This is a genomic window from Bacillus sp. JZ39, from assembly GCF_053903145.1.
Genome location: NZ_CP096389.1, coordinates 3,699,899 through 3,718,384, shown reverse-complemented (window position 1 = coordinate 3,718,384; position 18,486 = coordinate 3,699,899). Strand labels below are relative to the sequence as shown.

Below are 18,486 nucleotides of genomic sequence, written 5' to 3'. Positions count from 1 at the left end.
CATATGAGTATTATTGAACATCTGGAACAGCTGCTTGAGTATGGCCTGGAACGAAAATTGATTTCGATCTGGGATCGGGAATATACGAGAAACCGTCTTTATGAAGCGCTGGGCATCACACATCCCGAGCCGATCTCCAGCACCAGCATCAAGCAGTCACAAAGCCTGCCGGACTTGCTCGCTCCCATCTATAAATGGGCTGCGGAAACCGGCCGAATGGAAGCGGATACAGATACGTACCGTGACCTGCTCAGCGCAAAGCTGATGGGCTGTTTTGTGCCTGCCCCGTCCGAGGTCATTCGCAAATTTGAAGAGACAAAAGCATTATACGGCCCAAAACAGGCGACAAAGGAATTCTATCAATATTCAGAGGATGTCTATTATATACGGACTGACAGAATTGCCAAAAATGTTCATTGGACGGTGCCGACCGAATATGGCGAGCTGGAAATGACCATTAACCTATCAAAGCCTGAAAAGGACCCGAAAGCGATTGCGGCTGCAAAAGAGCAGGAACAGACAAATTATCCGATGTGTTTGCTGTGTAAAGAAAATGTCGGCTTCGAGGGAAGCGTGAATCATCCAGCCCGGCAAAATCACAGAATCATTCCGGTCATTCTTGAGGACGAACAATGGTTCCTGCAATTCTCGCCATATGTCTATTATCCGGAGCACTGCATTGTCTTAAAAGGTGAACATGAACCGATGGAGATCAGCAAAAAAACATTTGAAAGGCTGCTGTCATTTCTTGGCCAATATCCGCATTATTTTATCGGTTCAAACGCGGATCTGCCGATTGTCGGCGGCAGCATCCTAAGCCATGATCATTTCCAAGGCGGCGCGCATGATTTTCCAATGGCACGTGCAGAAGCGGAAGACGTTTATGAATTAAATGATTATCCCGGCGTGTCGCTGGGCTTAGTGAAGTGGCCGATGTCTGTGCTCAGGCTCCAAGGAGACGAACCGGGTCATGTCGCCGAAGCTGCTGACCATATCTTCCGCACGTGGCAGACGTATTCCGATGAAAAAGCCGGCATTGCCGCCTATACAGGCGATACGCCCCATAATACGGTCACACCGATTGCGCGGCGCAGGGGAGAATTGTACGAACTCGATATCGTACTGAGGAACAACCGGACGGATGAGGAGCATCCATTAGGAATATTTCATCCTCATCAAGAAGTCCACCATATTAAAAAAGAAAATATCGGCCTGATTGAGGTCATGGGATTGGCGATATTGCCTGGCCGCTTACAGGAGGAAATGAAAGAAACGGCAGCGGCGCTATGTTCTGCTGATCCGAAAACAGCCTTAGAACAAAATCCGCTCACGGCAAAGCATAGTGAATGGGCTCTTCGGATGATGGAAAAAAGAACCATAACAAAAGAGAATGCAGATCTAGTCATAAAAGAAGAGCTGGGACATGTATTCGCTCGCATTCTTGAACACGCCGGTGTATTTAAGCAGACAGCAGTGGGAAAACAGGCCTTCAGAAGGTTCATCGATCAGTTGGGCGCCAAACCAGTCAAAAGCCTCAACCGCTAGGGTTGAGGCTTTTTCGATTTTTATCGCAAAACAAACACCCAAAGCGCTGACGCTTCGGGTGCTGCTGCTTTTATCCTCTTTTTCTGGTTAACAGGCTTACTAGAAAGACAACAATGGCTGCGCCGATTACCGCTGGAATAATGGCAAATCCGGCTAGGTGCGGCCCCCATGTTCCAAGCAGCCCGTGTCCGATCCAGGCGCCTATAAGACCTGCGATCATAGACCCGATAATTCCTCCGGGCATATCTCCTTTTACAAACAGGCTTCCAAGCCATCCGATAATAATAGCGACGATAAGTGAAATAAGAAAACTCATCATGCAACACATCCTATTTTTTATTTATTTGCTTATATCATTCCTCTTTTTTGTATAAGATAAACAACTGGATGCTCTCATAAAAAAATGCGGACAATTCAGAGCATATTGGCTCTTCATTGCGCCTTTTCTTTCAATATTTGATGCGTTAAAATGGTAACCGTGTGAAAAGATGCTAGACGAGGAAAAAATAATTCCTATCTAGAAAGTTTAACAAAATGAAATTTTTGATTGACCTAAGTTTTTTATTGTGGTAAACCTTAATTTGTCAGAATTAGTTCTTCATCATCTTTCTTTACTTTATATGCGGAAATAACTAGAAACTTTTCATATTAAGCGATAGATGTGAATAAAGTTGGAGCAATTTTTGTCGATTTTATGACATTTAAGCGAAAATGGGATGAAGTTTATAAAAAAATAAAGCTAATAAGTGAAGTTTTTGATAGCATAACAAAGTAGAGAAAAGATTTTGAGGAAGTATGCACTTCAGATTTATTACATCAATAGGAAGGATGGTGATCTTCTTGTTCAGAGCATTAAAACCGTTGCTTGTATTAGCGCTGTTAACTGTGGTTTTCGTCCTTGGGGGATGCAGCAATGCTTCAGTACTAGATCCGAAAGGACCTGTAGCTGAACAGCAAAGTGATTTAATCCTGTTATCTATCGGATTTATGCTGTTTATCGTCGGGGTCGTCTTTGTTCTATTTACCATTATTTTAGTAAAATACCGCGACCGTAAAGGCAAAGATAATGGATCTTATAACCCAGAAATTCACGGTAACACGTTTTTAGAAGTAGTCTGGACAGTGATCCCAATTTTAATCGTCATTGCACTTTCTGTGCCAACAGTACAGACGATATATTCGTTAGAAAAAGCTCCTGAAGCAACAAAAGACAAAGAGCCTCTTGTTGTTTATGCTACTTCGGTAGACTGGAAATGGGTATTTAGCTACCCTGAACAGGATATTGAAACGGTCAACTACTTAAACATTCCTGTCGACCGCCCGATCTTGTTCAAAATCTCATCTGCAGATTCAATGGCTTCGCTATGGATTCCTCAGCTTGGAGGGCAAAAATATGCGATGGCAGGAATGCTGATGGATCAATACTTACAGGCTGACAAAGTGGGTACTTACGAAGGCCGCAACGCGAACTTCACAGGTGAACATTTTGCAGACCAAGAGTTTGATGTGAATGCAGTCACAGAAAAAGACTTTAACAGCTGGGTGAAAAAGACTCAGAACGAGGCTCCTAAGCTGACAAAAGAGAAGTATGATGAATTGATGCTTCCTGAAAATGTGGACGAATTAACGTTCTCTTCTACTCACTTGAAATACGTTGATCACGGACAAGACGCTGAGTACGCGATGGAGGCGCGCAAACGCCTTGGCTATCAAGCCGTTTCACCGCACTCTAAAACAGATCCGTTTGAAAACGTAAAGAAAAACGAATTTAAGAAGTCTGATGATACAGAAGAATGATATTGATCAGGAAAGGAGGAAGCCTGCATGAAATTCAAATGGGACGAATTTTTCGTAACTGGTGACCCATTAATTCTGGGCGCACAAGTTTCCATTGCGCTTTCAACCATTGCCATTATTTTTGTTCTGACTTACTTCAAAAAGTGGAAATGGCTGTGGTCTGAATGGATAACTACTGTTGACCATAAAAAACTCGGAATCATGTATATTATATCTGCTGTAATTATGTTATTCCGCGGCGGTGTCGACGGTCTGATGATGCGTGCCCAGCTAGCGCTTCCGAATAACAGTTTTTTAGACTCAAACCACTATAATGAAATTTTTACAACTCACGGTACAATCATGATCATCTTCATGGCGATGCCGTTCTTAATCGGTCTTATCAACGTTGTTGTGCCTCTTCAAATCGGTGCCCGCGACGTTGCGTTCCCTTACTTGAACAACCTGAGCTTCTGGACGTTCTTTGTAGGGGCGATGCTTTTCAATATTTCTTTCGTTATCGGAGGTTCTCCGAACGCAGGCTGGACGAGTTATATGCCGCTTGCAAGTAACGACATGAGCCCTGGGCCGGGTGAGAACTACTACCTCCTCGGACTTCAGATTGCCGGTATCGGTACCCTGATGACAGGGATCAACTTTATGGTAACAATCTTAAAAATGAGAACAAAAGGCATGACATTAATGCGTATGCCGATGTTCACATGGACAACACTGATCACAATGGTTATTATCGTGTTTGCGTTCCCTGTACTTACAGTAGCATTAGCACTTTTATCATTTGATCGTTTGTTCGGCGCTCACTTTTTCACATTGGAAGCAGGCGGTATGCCGATGCTTTGGGCTAACTTGTTCTGGATTTGGGGACATCCTGAAGTATATATCGTTATTCTTCCGGCGTTTGGTATTTTCTCAGAAATCATCTCAAGCTTTGCAAGAAAACAACTGTTTGGTTACAAAGCGATGGTTGGTTCTATTATCGCCATCTCTGTATTGAGTTTCTTAGTTTGGACTCACCACTTCTTCACAATGGGGAACAGTGCGTCCGTTAACTCATTCTTCTCAATTACGACAATGGCAATCTCAATCCCAACCGGGGTTAAAATCTTTAACTGGCTCTTTACAATGTATAAAGGCCGAATCAGCTTTACAACACCTATGCTGTGGGCGCTTGCGTTCATTCCTAACTTCGTTATCGGCGGGGTTACAGGGGTTATGCTTGCGATGGCAGCAGCGGATTATCAATACCATAATACGTACTTCCTTGTATCTCACTTCCACTATGTGCTGATTGCGGGTACTGTATTTGCTTGTTTCGCCGGATTTATTTTCTGGTATCCAAAAATGTTCGGCCACAAGCTGAACGAAAGAATTGGAAAATGGTTCTTCTGGATCTTTATGATCGGGTTCAATATTTGTTTCTTCCCGCAATATTTCTTGGGGCTTCAAGGCATGCCTCGCCGTATTTACACATACGGACCGAATGACGGCTGGACAACATTGAACTTTATCTCAACAGTCGGAGCTTTCATGATGGGTGTAGGATTCTTAATCCTTTGCTATAACATCTACTACAGCTTCCGTTACTCTACTCGTGAAATCAGCGGAGATTCATGGGGTGTGGGACGTACGCTTGATTGGGCGACTTCTTCTGCGATTCCGCCGCATTACAACTTTGCGGTGCTTCCTGAAGTCAAATCTCAAGATGCATTCCTGCATATGAAAGAAGAAAAAACTGAATTATACCCTGAAAGCAAATTCAAGAAAATCCATATGCCAAGCAACTCAGGCAGACCGTTCTTTATGTCTGTTGCCTTCGGTCTTGCAGGCTTTGGACTTGTCTTTGAATGGTACTGGATGGGCGTAGTCGGATTGATCGGAGTCCTGCTCTGCATGGTTCTGCGTTCATTCGAATACGACAACGGCTACTACATTAGTGTTGATGAAATAAAAGAGACGGAAAGAAAGATTTCCGAATAAGGAGGCGTGAGTTATGGAACATGCAGAACACGGCAATTCTAACGCGCCTATGGAATATCAATCTGAAACCGGCAGACTTAATATTCTCGGGTTTTGGATCTTTTTAGGGGCAGAAATTGTGTTGTTCTCAACACTATTTGCAACCTTCTTCGTTCTTAAAAACAGAACAGCTGGAGGTGTCTTGCCAGACGAACTATTTGAAGTCAATCTGGTAATGATTATGACGTTCTTGCTGCTGATCAGCAGCTTTACCTGCGGGATCGCTGTTCATGAAATGCGCCGCGGAAGTTTAAAAGGCGTAGTCATTTGGACAATTATCACTCTTCTTCTCGGTGCCGGCTTCGTCGGATGCGAGATCAACGAGTTTGTTCACTATGTACATGAAGGAGCGGCTCTCAGTACAAGTGCGTTCTGGTCTGGATTCTTTGTTTTACTTGGAACTCACGGAACTCACGTAACAATCGGGATTTTCTGGATCACAGGAATTCTGATTCAGTTGAAGAAACGCGGCTTAACTCCGCAAACTTCATCTAAAATCTTTATCTCAAGCTTGTACTGGCACTTCTTAGATGTTGTATGGATTTTCATCTTTACAGGTGTCTATCTCATGGGATTGGGGGGTCTGTAAAATGGCAAACAAATCTGCTGAACACAGTCACTTTCCATGGAAACACATTGTAGGTTTTATCCTGTCTATCGTTTTGACCCTGCTGGCTCTATGGGTTGCAGTGTATACTGACCTGAGCTCATCAGCAAAACTTTGGATTATCTTCGGCTTCGCCTTCATTCAGGCGGCGCTGCAGCTTCTCATGTTCATGCATATGACAGAGAGCGAAAACGGCACGATCCAAGTCGGAAACACGCTGTTCGGATTCTTTGGCGCGATCGTTATCGTACTTGGATCCATCTGGATTTTCGCGGCTCACTATCACCATGGTGACCATATGGACGGAAATCCTCCTGGAGGCGCTGAACACTCAGAGCATTCAGGCCATAACGAATAATACAAAAACCCTCTTCATTGGAAGAGGGTTTTTTGCTGTCTTCAGCTGCTTCGCTTTCTGCGAAGATACGGAAGGCCGTAAATGATAAATGCGGCGATATGAGCGACAATGACGTTAACGGCAAACAAGATAATCATGAGAGTGTGTCCAAGTGGAGAAAGGCTTTCTGTTGCGTAAAAGAAGAAGAATACCCACATTAAAATGATTGGCGGAATAGCTGAGAGTGCGACTTTTTTGTTATCAAGCCAAATAAAGAGAGGCGTTGCGCTGGCAACCAGTAAGTAAGCAAAAAACATGTCCATCATACCCGTCTCCTTTCATTTTGTGATAACGTTTACAAAAATGAAATAGAGGAACTGAGTTGTGTCTGTTTTGTGATTGTTTTTTGAACATTCTGTTACAATTATTATACCATGTTTTCCAGAAATTGATACGTGTTTTTGCAGAAATGGACTGGATCTATCGTCTTATTTTTTTTGTTTAATGTGCTAGGAGAATGTATGGGCATGGGGCTCTGAATTTTTAACTATTTCTATATGAGGTATCACATTATTTGGGAACATAACACATTATCGTATTCGTTTTTTAACAAATTCTATTGGTATGGCGTTTTTTCATTTGAAAAGTTTTGTGTCAATCGAAACATTTCGGTTTATGATACGTCATATTTCGTGTAGCTGAAAAAGCGCCGCAAATGCTGAAAAAACATAAAAGGAAGCGAGCTTCACGTGTCATCTTGAACGTGGTTCATGTATAATAAACATTAGTGATTTTCCGATGAAAATGTAAGGCGGGATAGAATGAGTCGATATAAGAAACAGCAAAGCCCCTTTTACCAGGGGGATTTGATTTTTATATTTGGTGTGTTTTTTATTATAAGCGTAGTATCAATTTATGCTGCCGGTCAGTTTGGGCAGTATGGAGATAATGCCTGGACGAAACAAATTATTTATTATGCTTTGGGGGCTATTGCCATTTCGGTGCTGCTGTATTTCGATTTGGAGCAGCTTGAAAAACTGAGTTTATATGTATTTTTATTCGGGATTTTGCTTCTTTTGATATTGAGAGTCAGTCCTGAGTCTATTGCACCAGTGAAAAACGGCGCAAAAAGCTGGTTTCAGTTTGGTTCTGTAACGTTACAGCCCTCTGAATTTATGAAAATCGGGCTCATGATGATGGTAGCCTCAGTGATTTCAAAAGCAAGCCCTAAAAAAATCCGAACGCTCAGAGATGATGTGCATCTTTTGCTTAAGATTGCAGGTGTATCGGTAGTGCCGATCGGACTTATCCTTCTTCAGGATGCTGGTACAGCTGGGATATGTATGTTTATTGTGATTGTCATGATCTTTATGTCTGGAGTAAACTGGAAGCTGATTGCAATCATTGGTGGTTCTGGTATCTTACTTATTTCTCTTATCTTGTTAGTAATGATTAATTTTCCTGATGCTGCTAAATCAGTTGGGATTCAAGAGTATCAAATAAAGAGGGTAACATCCTGGGTTTCTGATACAAATGGAACAACTCAGGAAGATGCAAATAGCAGCTGGCAGGTTGATCAGGCTGTTATGGCTATCGGCTCAGGCGGCATTGTCGGAAATGGCGTTCACAATTTGAAGGTGTATGTACCGGAAGGACAGACCGACTTTATCTTCGCCATTTTAGGTGAAAGCTTTGGCTTTATAGGCTGTGCAATTGTTGTCATCATGTTCTTTTTCTTAATCTACAGGCTTGTGGTTCTGATAGACAAAATACATCCGTTTAACCGTTTTGCTTCTTTCTTTTGCGTTGGCTATACGGCGTTAATTGTCATCCACACATTCCAGAATATCGGAATGAACATCGGGATTATGCCTGTTACCGGGATTCCGCTGCTGTTTGTCAGCTACGGTGGAAGCTCGACGCTTGCAACGCTAATCGGATTTGGGATTGTATATAATGCAAGTGTGCAGCTGACGAAATACAGAAGTTATCTTTTTAATTCTTGATATGCAGACAGCCTTTACAGAGGCTGTCTTTTTTTGTGCAGAGCATTTCACTTTTGAGATCACTTTTTTTCGGATATGATAAAAAGTGATAAGGAGGTTTTTGTGATGAATAACACAATCGAAACCATTTTGAATCATCGGTCAATCCGGTCTTTTACTGATCAGCTTTTGACAGCTGAAGAAATTGATACATTAGTGAAAAGTGCGCAGGCTGCGTCTACATCCAGTTATGTGCAGGCATATTCGATTATCGGGGTTTCTGATCCTGAGAAAAAACGTGAGCTGTCTGTGCTTGCTGGGAATCAGCCTTACGTTGAGAAGAACGGACACTTTTTTGTATTTTGTGCGGATTTGTACCGCCATCAACAACTGGCTGAGGAAAAAGGTGAACATATTTCTGAGCTGCTCGAGAATACAGAAATGTTTATGGTTAGCTTGATTGATGCGGCGCTGGCAGCGCAAAATATGAGCATTGCCGCTGAATCCATGGGGCTTGGCATTTGCTATATCGGTGGCATTCGGAATGAACTGGACAAGGTGACAGAGGTGCTGCAAACGCCTGACCATGTGCTCCCGCTTTTCGGACTGGCAGTAGGCCATCCTGCGAACCTTTCTGGCAAAAAACCAAGATTGCCAAAGCAGGCCGTTTATCATGAGAATACGTATAATGTGAACACAGACGATTTCCGTCATACTATGAATACGTATGACAAAACCATTTCTGATTACTATAGAGAAAGAACAAACGGGAAGCGGGAAGAAACGTGGTCCGATCAAATACTGAACTTTATGAAGCAAAAGCCGCGTACGTATTTAAATGACTACGTGAAAGAAAAGGGCTTTAATAAAAACTAAAGCAAACCTCTCCGTCTGGAGGGGTTTTTATGTTTCACGTGTAACATATTCCGACAAATAGGGACATGCTTTCACAAATAAATGGCGAATGATAGGGGACACTGATAAGCAGTGTGAGCGGCTTTGGAGAAAAAATAGGGGATCAGTGATACGATGAGGATGAGGTGGTAGGGATGGTTTCATTAAGTATATTAGATCAATCTCCAGTATCAGAGGGCAGCAATGCAGAAACGGCCTTACAGCAAACCGTTGCGCTTGCCCAAGCTGCTGAGGACCTTGGATATAAGAGATTCTGGGTTTCTGAGCATCACTTTTCAAAACGGCTGGCAGGGTCCAGTCCTGAGGTGCTAATCAGTCATATAGCGGCGAAAACAAAGCGAATCCGTGTTGGATCAGGAGGAGTCATGCTGCCGCATTACAGTGCTTATAAAGTAGCTGAAAACTTTCGTGTTCTGGAGGGGCTGACACCAGGAAGAATTGACCTGGGGCTTGGCAGAGCACCGGGGGGAATGCCGATTGCATCATGGGCGCTGAATGACGGTGGTAAGCGCAATGCTGATCAGTATCCGCAGCAAATTAAGGAGCTGACCATGTATTTGCATGATTTGGCGGATGACAAACACCGTTTTCCGAATCTGACCGCTGCGCCGCATATTTCAACGGCTCCGGATGTGTGGCTGCTCGGCTCATCTGGAGAAAGCGCGCTTCTCGCAGCTGAATCTGGCGCTGGCTATATGTTTGCCCATTTTATCAATGGAGAGGGCGGAGAGGGTACTGTCAGACAGTATAAGAGGCGATTCAAACCGTCTGTGTTAGGAGATACGCCTCGAGCGGCAGTTGCTGTTTTTGTTCTTTGTGCTGACACGGAGGAGAAGGCAGAGGAGCTTGGGGCTGTGCTTGATTTTACACTTTTGGCGGGAGAGCAGGGTATTCCTTTAGAGGGAGTTCCTTCGTATGAAGCTGTTCGGAAAAATACGTATTCTCCTTATGAACAGAGACGAATTGCTGATAATCGAAATCGAATGATTGTCGGTACGAAAGAACAGGTTAAGGAGCGGCTGTTAGCTTTGAGTAAAGCGTATGAAACAGAGGAAATCATGGTGGTGACCATCACGCATCATTTTGAAGATAAGCTCCGATCGTATCGATTATTGCACGAGGCGTTTGCTGACTGATCTTTAAAAAGCCCTGCCGAATCGGCAGGACTTTTTCTTATTCAACAGTGAAAGGTTCTTCGGTCAAAACCTGGCTTGACTTGCCTTTGTTCGCGGCATATGCGAGCAAGTAATACTCTCCGGCCGGAAGTTTGGTTCCGCCATTAATCGTGCCGTCCCAGTCAAAGTACTGGTAACCTTTATCTTGGTTTTTATAAATGCCGGCTTGGCCTGCGAAATCAAGGTTGCTGTCATAGACGAGGAACGCCAGCTCTTCCGCTCCCGCAGGAAGGTAGGTTTCAATTTGATAGGTACCTTGTACAGACCCTTCGCTGACAGAGACAGATGTGACTCTCGGATAATCGGGCTCTTTCACAATCAGCAATGTAGGTACCTTAGCGACCGTTTTTCCGCCTTCTCTGACGATAACCGTTCCTTCATAGGTGCCAGCTTTTGTTTTCTTCGTATTGACCTTTACTTTTGCAGTGGCTTTCCCGGTTTGATGTGCCGGAATCACAACACGGCTTGTGCCGGATGTGGAAATGCCGCTGCCATTAAATGAGTATTCAAGTGTGTATGACTTTCTAATGGAAGATTGATTTTCAATCGTAAACGTTTCATTTTTTGTTTCGTTTCCGTTTTCCTTCAAGAACGTGCCGTATGAATAGCTTCCAGGTGAGACGAGCGAATCGGCTTTGATTGCGTTCATGATTCTTGCGCTGCCTGCGCCTTGAGCGTTATGCGGATATACTTCCCCATCGCTATCCTTTAAAGTGACAGCGGTATTCATGATGGCGGCTTTAATCTGTTCAACGCTCCACTTTGGTTTGGCTTGTTTAATAACGGCAACCGCTCCGGCAATATGAGGCGATGCCATGCTTGTTCCTTGTTTTGATCCGTAGCCGTATGGATGGTCAGGATCGTGTGTTGGGATCGTGCTCACGATATTGACCCCTGGCGCGGAAATATCAGGCTTAATCATCCACGTATCCATAACAGGGCCGCGTGATGAGAAATCAGCGACTTGTTCACCGAGCGCTTTTGAGACCGTCAACTTGAATGTTGTTTTTGTCTCACCAGCTTTCAGGGCGCTGACGAGTTTTTCGCCGTCTTCTAATGAAAGCTTAATCGTTGGGACAGACATGCCTGGCACATTGGCTTCAATTTCTCCAGAGAGGTTGTTATACACAACCATGCCGATTGCACCGGCTTTTTTAGCGTTATCCGCTTTATCCACAAATGCAATGCTGCCTCGTTTGACAACGGCGACTTTGCCTGTCAGGTCTTTCCCTTCAAAATCCTTTGCTTCGCCGATTCCCGCTTCGACAAGCTCAACTTCTTTGTTATTGAGCGCTTTGACGTCGTCCTCTTTGTTGTAGCCCATCACTTTTGCTGAAGAGTAGGAGCCGAAAGTGACGGCGTATTCATTGAGCGGCAGCTGAGTCGCACCGACAGAAATCGCTTCTCTTGATGTGCCCGGCGATCCGACTGTCCAGCCGTTCGGTCCGCTGTTGCCGTTTGAGGTAACAGCGACAACGCCTTCTGACATGGCCCAGTCAAGCGCTGTGCTTGTCGCCCAGTCCGGGTTGTTTAAAGAGTTTCCGAGAGACAGGTTCATCACATCTGCCCCGTCCTGCACTGCACGTTCCACGCCCGCGATGACGTTTTCCGTTGTGCCGCTTCCGCCAGGCCCTAACACACGATAAGCAAGAAGTGTGGCATCAGGCGCTACGCCTTTAATCGTTCCGTTTGCAGCCACAGTTCCGGCTACGTGTGTGCCATGGTCAGTTGCCTCGCCCCTCGGATCGCCGGTTGGTGTTTCTTTTGGATCGTAATCATTGTCCACAAAATCGTATCCTTTATATTGTCCAAAGTTTTTCTTCAGATCTGGGTGATTGTATTCAACCCCAGTGTCAATAATCGCCACCTTAATCCCTTTTCCTGTGTAGCCTAAATCCCATGCATCGTTTGCTCCGATATAAGGCGCACTGTCATCCATTTGCGGAGATACGGCATCTTCGGAGATTGTGACGTCTTTATCCTTCATATTATCTGTTTTATATGTGACGTTCGGGTACACCGCCTTAACGTCTTTTACCGCGAGAAGTTTTGGAATCTCATTAGCTGGAAGCTTCATAGAGAAGCCTGAGAATACCTGCTCATATTCCCGGTTTACTTTTCCGTTTTTCACCGCTTTGATTGCTTTATTTTTTGCTTTGGTGCGAGCGGTTTTCAGCTTGCTTTTCGATTGGCTTTCTCCCGCTTCCTTCGCTTCTGCCAAGGATTTTTCTTTTAATTCCACTATAACGGTTGTTTTTTTGCTTGTCGTCATGTCGATATCACCGAATACCTCGGCTTTTTCCAAATCAGCCGACGTTTTTGAAAAAGCCGGAGCTGCCTGGACGCCCGTAATACCTGTGGATAACGCAAAAAATAAGACGAAACTGACAAGCAGAAAGCGAATGATCCCCTTTTTCAATGTGTTTCCCCCTTTGTATTTAGAAAAAATGTGAAAGATCTAGTATATATTTCTTGAAAATTCAAAAAAATCCTTGTGTCATTTGGACCATTTATTGGATTTTGTTTGTGTATAACGAAGGAGTTATACACAGAACCCTGTGTATAAGTGAATAAACCTGTGTATATATATAGTTAGGAATATACGTTCGTATACAAAATATAGATAGAGTTTGTGGACATGTGGATATCTCTTGTGATTAAGTTGTTCTTATCTTTGGGATAACTTGTGTATAAAGTTTTCAAAGCGGTTCTCCAATTTTCATTTCAATTCTTTCAGCTTTCAACAAAACTTCTAAAAACTAGTTGGTTTTTTCACTCATATTGTGACAAAGAATTCTCTTTCCACGGTCTATCATAGAGTCATGAGTTTTGCTAGAGCCGCTAGTTTGCGAGAAAAGAAATCGGCCGTCTTTTCTTGCGGGCTGCGGCTGAGAAAACGGGCTGCTAAAAAGGCTGCCTGCCAAAAAGAAGCGGAGGGATGTTTTTCTATGAAACGTTTGCTTGTATCTTTACGGGTGTGGATGGTCTTTTTGATGAACTGGGTGACGCCGGACAGAAAAACTGCGGCTGCCGCGGTCTATTCGGCTCAGCGTACATACCAAAGAAAGGCGGCTGTGCAGGCCGCAGGACTCGTTTCGTTTTATGAGTGGCGGATGGCTGTGAATGAGGAAGAAAAGCAGAAAGCGAAAGCCGCCGCGCTTTATAAAAGAAGATGTTTGCAAGCCTTCAAGGAATCGCCAAAGCAGGAGAGAGCGGGCCCGCATCTTTACATGGCGGTCAAAAGGAGGTAAAATCCCAGTCAAAAGCAAATTGGCGGGAGAGATAACCTCTTGAAAATCTATAAAGTATTAAACAACAATGCGGCTTTAATAAAAGAGGATGATCAGGAAAAAATCGTGATGGGACCGGGAATCGCTTTTCAAAAAAAGAAAAATGATCTCATCCCTATGAATAAAGTGGAAAAGATCTTTGTCGTGCGCGACGAGAATGAAAAGTTCAAACAAATCCTGCAAACACTGCCGGAGGAGCATATAGAAATAGCTGAGGATATCATCAGCTATGCGGAAGGAGAGCTCGCGGCGCCGCTGAGCGATCACATTCATATCGCGCTTTCCGACCATTTGTCCTTTGCGATCGAAAGGATTCAAAATGGGCTGCTTGTGCAGAATAAATTGCTGCATGAGATAAAGGCGCTCTATAAAAAAGAATATGAGATCGGCCTGTGGGCGATCGGACATGTAAAAGAGACATTGGGCGTGTCTCTGCCTGAAGATGAAGCGGGTTATATTGCCCTTCACATCCATACGGCGAAGATGGATGCGGAGAGCATGTATTCAGCGCTGAAGCATACGACCATGATCAAAGAAATGATAGAGAAAATAGAACAATACTTTAATCGAAAGGTGGATGAAAACAGCATTTCCTATCAACGCCTTGTCACGCATTTGCGATACGCGGTCAGCCGGTTGGAATCAAATGAAGCGCTCCATCGTATGGACGAGGAGATGCTTTATTTCATCCAAAAAAAGTATTCATTCGCCTATCAATGTGCGCTGGAGCTGGCGGAGTTTTTGAAAAATGAATATCAATTACATTTGCCGGAATCCGAGGCCGGCTATATCACGCTGCATGTCCAGCGTCTTCAAGATCTCTCGGAATAACCGCTTTGACTTGCAGGGAGTGATCTCTGGAAGTTTTTTTATTGATCAGGATTCAGTGTGTAGTACATCCAGCCCATCATAACTATTCCCGCGGTCAGATTGCCGAGCGTAACGGGGATTAAGTTTCTGACTGCTCCCATCAGTGTCACTGTATCAGGGTGCTCAATCAAAAGCGAGATGGCGAATGTGCACATATTGGCAATGCTGTGTTCAAAGCCGGAAATAAAGAAGCAGAAAACGAAAAGCATCATGGCAAACAGCTTTGCTCCTTCCCCTTTGAGAGACATTGGAATGAAAAAGGCGAGGCACACAAGCCAATTGCACAGCAATCCTCTGAAAAACAGTTCGGAAGCCGGCGGCTCCATTTTGTGCTCCGCCAGATGAATCAAAAAGGAATGTACAGAAGACTCCTCAAATAGTCCTGTCGCGCTGATCAGGATGGCAAACAGAATGGCGCCGATTAGATTGCCGGCATAGCTTGACATCCACAAGTACAGGGTGTCGCGCCAACGGATTTTTTTTCGGAGCGCGGTATAGGTGAAATAAAAGGTGTTGCCGGTAAATAAATCCCCGCCTCCGTAAGCAATCAGCACAATAGCAGCCCCGAAAGTGACAGCGGCTGCCGGAAAGGCAAACGGAGAATCAGCCATAAAGAAATAGCTGCCTGTTTTGCTTGCGGCTGTAATGCCAAAACCAATAAACATACTGGCCAAAATGGACCGAAGCACATAACGGATTTTGCTTGAAGCGAATATGTTTTGTTTTTTCAAAGCATACTGTTCAACCTTTTGTAATGCTTGAGTTTCCATTGTCTTTTCCTGCTTTCTTTCATGATTGAGCATAGTATAGCACGATATTGTGAAGTGTTTCACAATTAATTTTTACGAATTTTTGTCTACATGTTATATCAAACTATTTAACTAAAAAAATAGTTGACGAAAACGCTGTCATGATTTATGATGAAAGCGTATTCTTAATCTGAATAAGCGGGATTGTGACTGGTAAAGCAGGCAAGACCTAAAATTTGCGTAAATGAAAAAGGATCGCTGTGTCCTTTATTCGTTGGCGAATTTTAGGTCTTTTTTGTTTAAATAAAAGGGGGAGAAATAGATGGATTACAAAGAGACTGCAAAACGCCTCATTGAGCTTCTCGGAGGGAAAGAAAATATTATCAGCGCGGCTCATTGTGCAACAAGACTGCGTTTAGTGATGAAAGATGAATCAAAGATAGATCAAGCACAAGTAGAAGAGCTTGATGGCGTTAAAGGGGCTTTCAGCAGCTCTGGCCAGTACCAGATCATTTTCGGAACAGGCCTTGTGAATAAAGTATTCGATGCCTTTTCTAAAGAAGCTGATATCGAGCGTGAAGAACACGTCAATCATCAGGATGCGGCAAAAGAAAAGCTGAATCCCGCTGCGAGATTTGCGAAAACGCTTTCTAATATTTTTGTCCCAATTATCCCGGCTATTGTGGCCAGCGGCCTGTTAATGGGATTGCTGGGTATGATCAATGCGTTTCATTGGATGAGCAAGGATTCTGCAGTTTTTCAGCTGCTTGATATGTTTTCAAGTGCAGCATTCATTTTCTTGCCGATTCTAATCGGAGTAAGCGCTTCAAAAGAATTTGGCAGCAACCCGTACTTGGGAGCGGTCATTGGGGGAATCATGATTCATCCAAACCTTTTGAATCCATGGGGTTTGGCTGAAGCGACACCTGATTATATGCATCTTTTCGGATTTGATATCGCGCTTCTAGGCTATCAGGGAACTGTCATCCCTGTTCTGCTAGCGGTTTATGTAATGAGCAAGGTAGAGAAATGGACAAGAAAAGTGGTTCCGCATGCGGTAGACTTGCTTGTTACACCTTTTGTTACTGTAATTGTCACCGGGTTTGTTGCTTTTATCGCGATTGGCCCTCTGGGAAGAGCGCTTGGCTCCGGGATTACGGTTGCTTTAACTTATGTGTATGACCATGCCGGTTTTGTGGCAGGTTTGATTTTCGGGGGCACGTATTCACTCATCGTGCTGACAGGTGTTCATCACAGCTTCCATGCGATTGAGGCTGGGCTTATTGCAGATATAGGCAAAAACTACTTACTGCCGATCTGGTCAATGGCGAATGTCGCACAGGGCGGGGCAGGTCTTGCCGTCTTCTTTATGGCGAAAAAGGCGAAGACAAAAGAAATCGCGCTTCCGGCAGCATTTTCCGCTTTTCTCGGCATTACTGAGCCCGTCATATTCGGAGTCAATCTTCGCTACCGAAAACCGTTTATCGCTGCGATGATCGGAGGCGCATTGGGTGGGGCATATGTCGTCTTTACACATGTAGCTGCGAACGCTTACGGGTTAACGGGAATTCCGATGATCGCCATTGCGGCTCCGTTTGGCGTCAGCAACTTGATTCACTATCTGATTGGCATGGCGATTGCGGCAGTGTCAGCGTTCATTGCAGCATTTGTCATGAAGATTAATGAGGATGAGGAGAGGAAAAAATGACAGCACATGACCAGGAGCTTCGTCGCCGGGCTTATGAAGAAGTGGAGAAAAAAGAGCCCATCGCTAACAGCGATCCGCACCGCCAGCATTTTCACATCATGCCGCCGGTTGGGCTGCTGAATGACCCGAATGGCGTGATTTATTGGAAGGGCAGCTATCATGTATTCTTTCAGTGGCAGCCGTTTCAGACGGGGCACGGCGCAAAATTTTGGGGGCATTATACGACACAGGATGTTGTGAATTGGAAGCGGGAAGAGATTGCGCTGGCTCCGAGTGATTGGTTTGATAAAAACGGCTGCTACTCGGGCAGCGCTGTCACGAAAGACGATCGGCTCTATCTGTTTTACACAGGAAATGTCAGGGATCAGGATGGAAATCGGGAAACGTATCAATGCCTTGCTGTTTCTGACGACGGGCTGTCTTTTGAGAAAAAGGGTGTTGTCGCCCGCCTTCCGGAAGGATATACGGCGCATTTTCGCGATCCGAAGGTATGGGAGCATGAAGGCACATGGTATATGGTGATTGGTGCGCAAACAGAGAATTTGAAAGGGCAGGCTGTATTGTTTGCTTCTGATAACCTGAGTGAGTGGAGATTTCTTGGCCCGATAACCGGCGCGGGCTTCAACGGGCTGGACGATTTTGGATACATGTGGGAATGCCCTGATTTGTTTTCCCTTCAAGGATCGGACGTGCTGATTGTTTCGCCTCAAGGGCTTGAGGCTGACGGTTTCCGTTATCAGAACGTATATCAATCAGGTTATTTTGTCGGCCGTCTCGATTATAGCAAGCCTGAACTGAAGCATGGTGAATTTACGGAGCTTGATCAAGGTTTTGATTTTTACGCGCCGCAAACACTTGAAGACGATCAGGGAAGGCGGATTTTGTTTGCATGGATGGCGGTGCCTGATCAGGATGAAGGGTCTCATCCGACCATTGACTGCCACTGGATTCACTGCATGACGCTGCCGAGACAGCTGACGCTTTCAGGCCAGAAGCTGATTCAGCAGCCGCTGCCTGAGCTAAAAGCCATGCGTAGAAATGAGAAAAAAATACACATCAACATGCATGGATCATCTGGTGCGCTTCCAGTGGAAAAACCTGAAAGAGCTGAGATTCTGCTGGAAGACATTCATACGGAGTCTGGCTTTTCAATCAGTATCCGCGGAACGGCTACGTTTTCCTTCCATAAAGACGAGGGGATTGTTACGCTGGAACGAAAGAGCTTTGACGGAAAAAGAACAGAAGCGAGACATTGCCGCATCAAGGATTTGCATACCGTACACATGTTTCTCGACGCGTCATCTGTGGAAATCTTTATGAATAACGGAGAAGAGGTCTTTAGTGCGAGATATTTTCCTTTCCCGGGAAATCATGAAGTAACAGCCAGTGCGACCGGGAAATCTGAAATGAATGTCGGAATTTGGACACTTATGTAGTTTCTTTTTTGAAAAATTATAGACACAGGTTTCGAAAAAACCTGCCTAATTTTTAA

The 18,486-nt window shown here is 44.4% G+C and carries 16 protein-coding genes; 12 read left to right on the top strand and 4 right to left on the bottom strand.

Annotation, left to right across the window (positions count from 1 at the left end):
* The first annotated feature begins 3 nt into the window (after positions 1-3).
* Positions 4-1,545: a UDP-glucose--hexose-1-phosphate uridylyltransferase gene (galT, locus tag M1D65_RS19055; RefSeq protein WP_064671802.1), complete on the top strand. Its 1,542-nt coding sequence runs from the start codon at positions 4-6 to the stop codon at positions 1,543-1,545.
* Positions 1,546-1,615: 70 nt separating this feature from the next.
* Here the strand turns inward: galT and M1D65_RS19050 are convergent, their stop codons facing one another.
* The gene (locus M1D65_RS19050) at positions 1,616-1,861 is read right to left on the bottom strand and encodes a GlsB/YeaQ/YmgE family stress response membrane protein (protein ID WP_009968363.1); all 246 of its coding nucleotides are present in this window, start codon (positions 1,859-1,861) and stop codon (positions 1,616-1,618) included.
* A 515-nt stretch (positions 1,862-2,376) separates the two neighbouring features.
* On the opposite strand from M1D65_RS19050, the gene qoxA reads away from it, so the two are divergent.
* The 4 genes from qoxA to qoxD are packed head-to-tail and all read left to right on the top strand — an operon-like array spanning position 2,377 to position 6,323.
* A complete protein-coding gene (qoxA, locus tag M1D65_RS19045) occupies positions 2,377-3,342 on the top strand; it encodes a cytochrome aa3 quinol oxidase subunit II (RefSeq protein WP_010886637.1) in 966 nt (321 codons plus the stop codon).
* A 27-nt stretch (positions 3,343-3,369) separates the two neighbouring features.
* A complete protein-coding gene (gene qoxB, locus M1D65_RS19040) occupies positions 3,370-5,319 on the top strand; it encodes a cytochrome aa3 quinol oxidase subunit I (protein ID WP_003227407.1) in 1,950 nt (649 codons plus the stop codon).
* Positions 5,320-5,332: 13 nt separating this feature from the next.
* Complete coding sequence (qoxC, locus tag M1D65_RS19035; protein WP_003227409.1) at positions 5,333-5,947, top strand: cytochrome aa3 quinol oxidase subunit III; 615 nt, start codon at positions 5,333-5,335, stop codon at positions 5,945-5,947.
* Position 5,948: 1 nt separating this feature from the next.
* Positions 5,949-6,323: a cytochrome aa3 quinol oxidase subunit IV gene (qoxD, locus tag M1D65_RS19030; RefSeq protein WP_003227410.1), complete on the top strand. Its 375-nt coding sequence runs from the start codon at positions 5,949-5,951 to the stop codon at positions 6,321-6,323.
* A 41-nt stretch (positions 6,324-6,364) separates the two neighbouring features.
* On the opposite strand, the gene ywcE is transcribed toward qoxD, so the two are convergent.
* The gene (gene ywcE, locus M1D65_RS19025) at positions 6,365-6,628 is read right to left on the bottom strand and encodes a spore morphogenesis/germination protein YwcE (protein ID WP_003227411.1); all 264 of its coding nucleotides are present in this window, start codon (positions 6,626-6,628) and stop codon (positions 6,365-6,367) included.
* Positions 6,629-7,123: 495 nt separating this feature from the next.
* On the opposite strand from ywcE, the gene M1D65_RS19020 reads away from it, so the two are divergent.
* From M1D65_RS19020 to M1D65_RS19010, 3 genes are all read left to right on the top strand, one after another.
* Positions 7,124-8,308: an FtsW/RodA/SpoVE family cell cycle protein gene (locus M1D65_RS19020; RefSeq protein ID WP_064671803.1), complete on the top strand. Its 1,185-nt coding sequence runs from the start codon at positions 7,124-7,126 to the stop codon at positions 8,306-8,308.
* Between the two features lie 105 nt (positions 8,309-8,413).
* A complete protein-coding gene (gene nfsA / locus M1D65_RS19015) occupies positions 8,414-9,163 on the top strand; it encodes an oxygen-insensitive NADPH nitroreductase (protein ID WP_003244098.1) in 750 nt (249 codons plus the stop codon).
* A 173-nt stretch (positions 9,164-9,336) separates the two neighbouring features.
* Entirely contained in the window at positions 9,337-10,338 is a 1,002-nt protein-coding gene (locus tag M1D65_RS19010) for an LLM class flavin-dependent oxidoreductase (RefSeq protein ID WP_064671804.1), read from the top strand.
* A gap of 37 nt (positions 10,339-10,375) precedes the next feature.
* Here M1D65_RS19010 and vpr read toward each other — a convergent pair whose 3' ends face one another.
* Positions 10,376-12,796 carry a serine protease Vpr gene (gene vpr / locus M1D65_RS19005; protein ID WP_456270685.1) on the bottom strand — a complete coding sequence of 807 codons (2,421 nt, stop codon included), beginning with the start codon at positions 12,794-12,796 and terminating at the stop codon, positions 10,376-10,378.
* A 529-nt stretch (positions 12,797-13,325) separates the two neighbouring features.
* Here vpr and M1D65_RS19000 point away from each other — a divergent pair.
* Positions 13,326-13,628 (top strand): hypothetical protein, encoded by a 303-nt coding sequence (locus M1D65_RS19000; RefSeq protein WP_003222155.1) that lies wholly within the window; start codon positions 13,326-13,328, stop codon positions 13,626-13,628.
* A gap of 39 nt (positions 13,629-13,667) precedes the next feature.
* On the top strand, positions 13,668-14,498 hold the full coding sequence (gene sacT / locus M1D65_RS18995; protein ID WP_003227423.1) for a sac operon transcriptional antiterminator SacT: 831 nt from the start codon (positions 13,668-13,670) through the stop codon (positions 14,496-14,498).
* 38 nt (positions 14,499-14,536) lie between these two features.
* On the opposite strand, the gene M1D65_RS18990 is transcribed toward sacT, so the two are convergent.
* On the bottom strand, positions 14,537-15,307 hold the full coding sequence (locus M1D65_RS18990) for a formate/nitrite transporter family protein (RefSeq protein WP_064671807.1): 771 nt from the start codon (positions 15,305-15,307) through the stop codon (positions 14,537-14,539).
* Between the two features lie 301 nt (positions 15,308-15,608).
* On the opposite strand from M1D65_RS18990, the gene scrA reads away from it, so the two are divergent.
* Both scrA and sacA read left to right on the top strand, forming a co-directional pair.
* Positions 15,609-16,994 (top strand): PTS system sucrose transporter subunit IIBC, encoded by a 1,386-nt coding sequence (gene scrA, locus M1D65_RS18985; RefSeq protein ID WP_029318665.1) that lies wholly within the window; start codon positions 15,609-15,611, stop codon positions 16,992-16,994.
* Positions 16,991-18,430: a sucrose-6-phosphate hydrolase gene (gene sacA, locus M1D65_RS18980; protein ID WP_064671808.1), complete on the top strand. Its 1,440-nt coding sequence runs from the start codon at positions 16,991-16,993 to the stop codon at positions 18,428-18,430. The genes scrA and sacA overlap by 4 nt, the downstream gene beginning before the upstream one ends.
* Positions 18,431-18,486 lie beyond the last annotated feature (56 nt).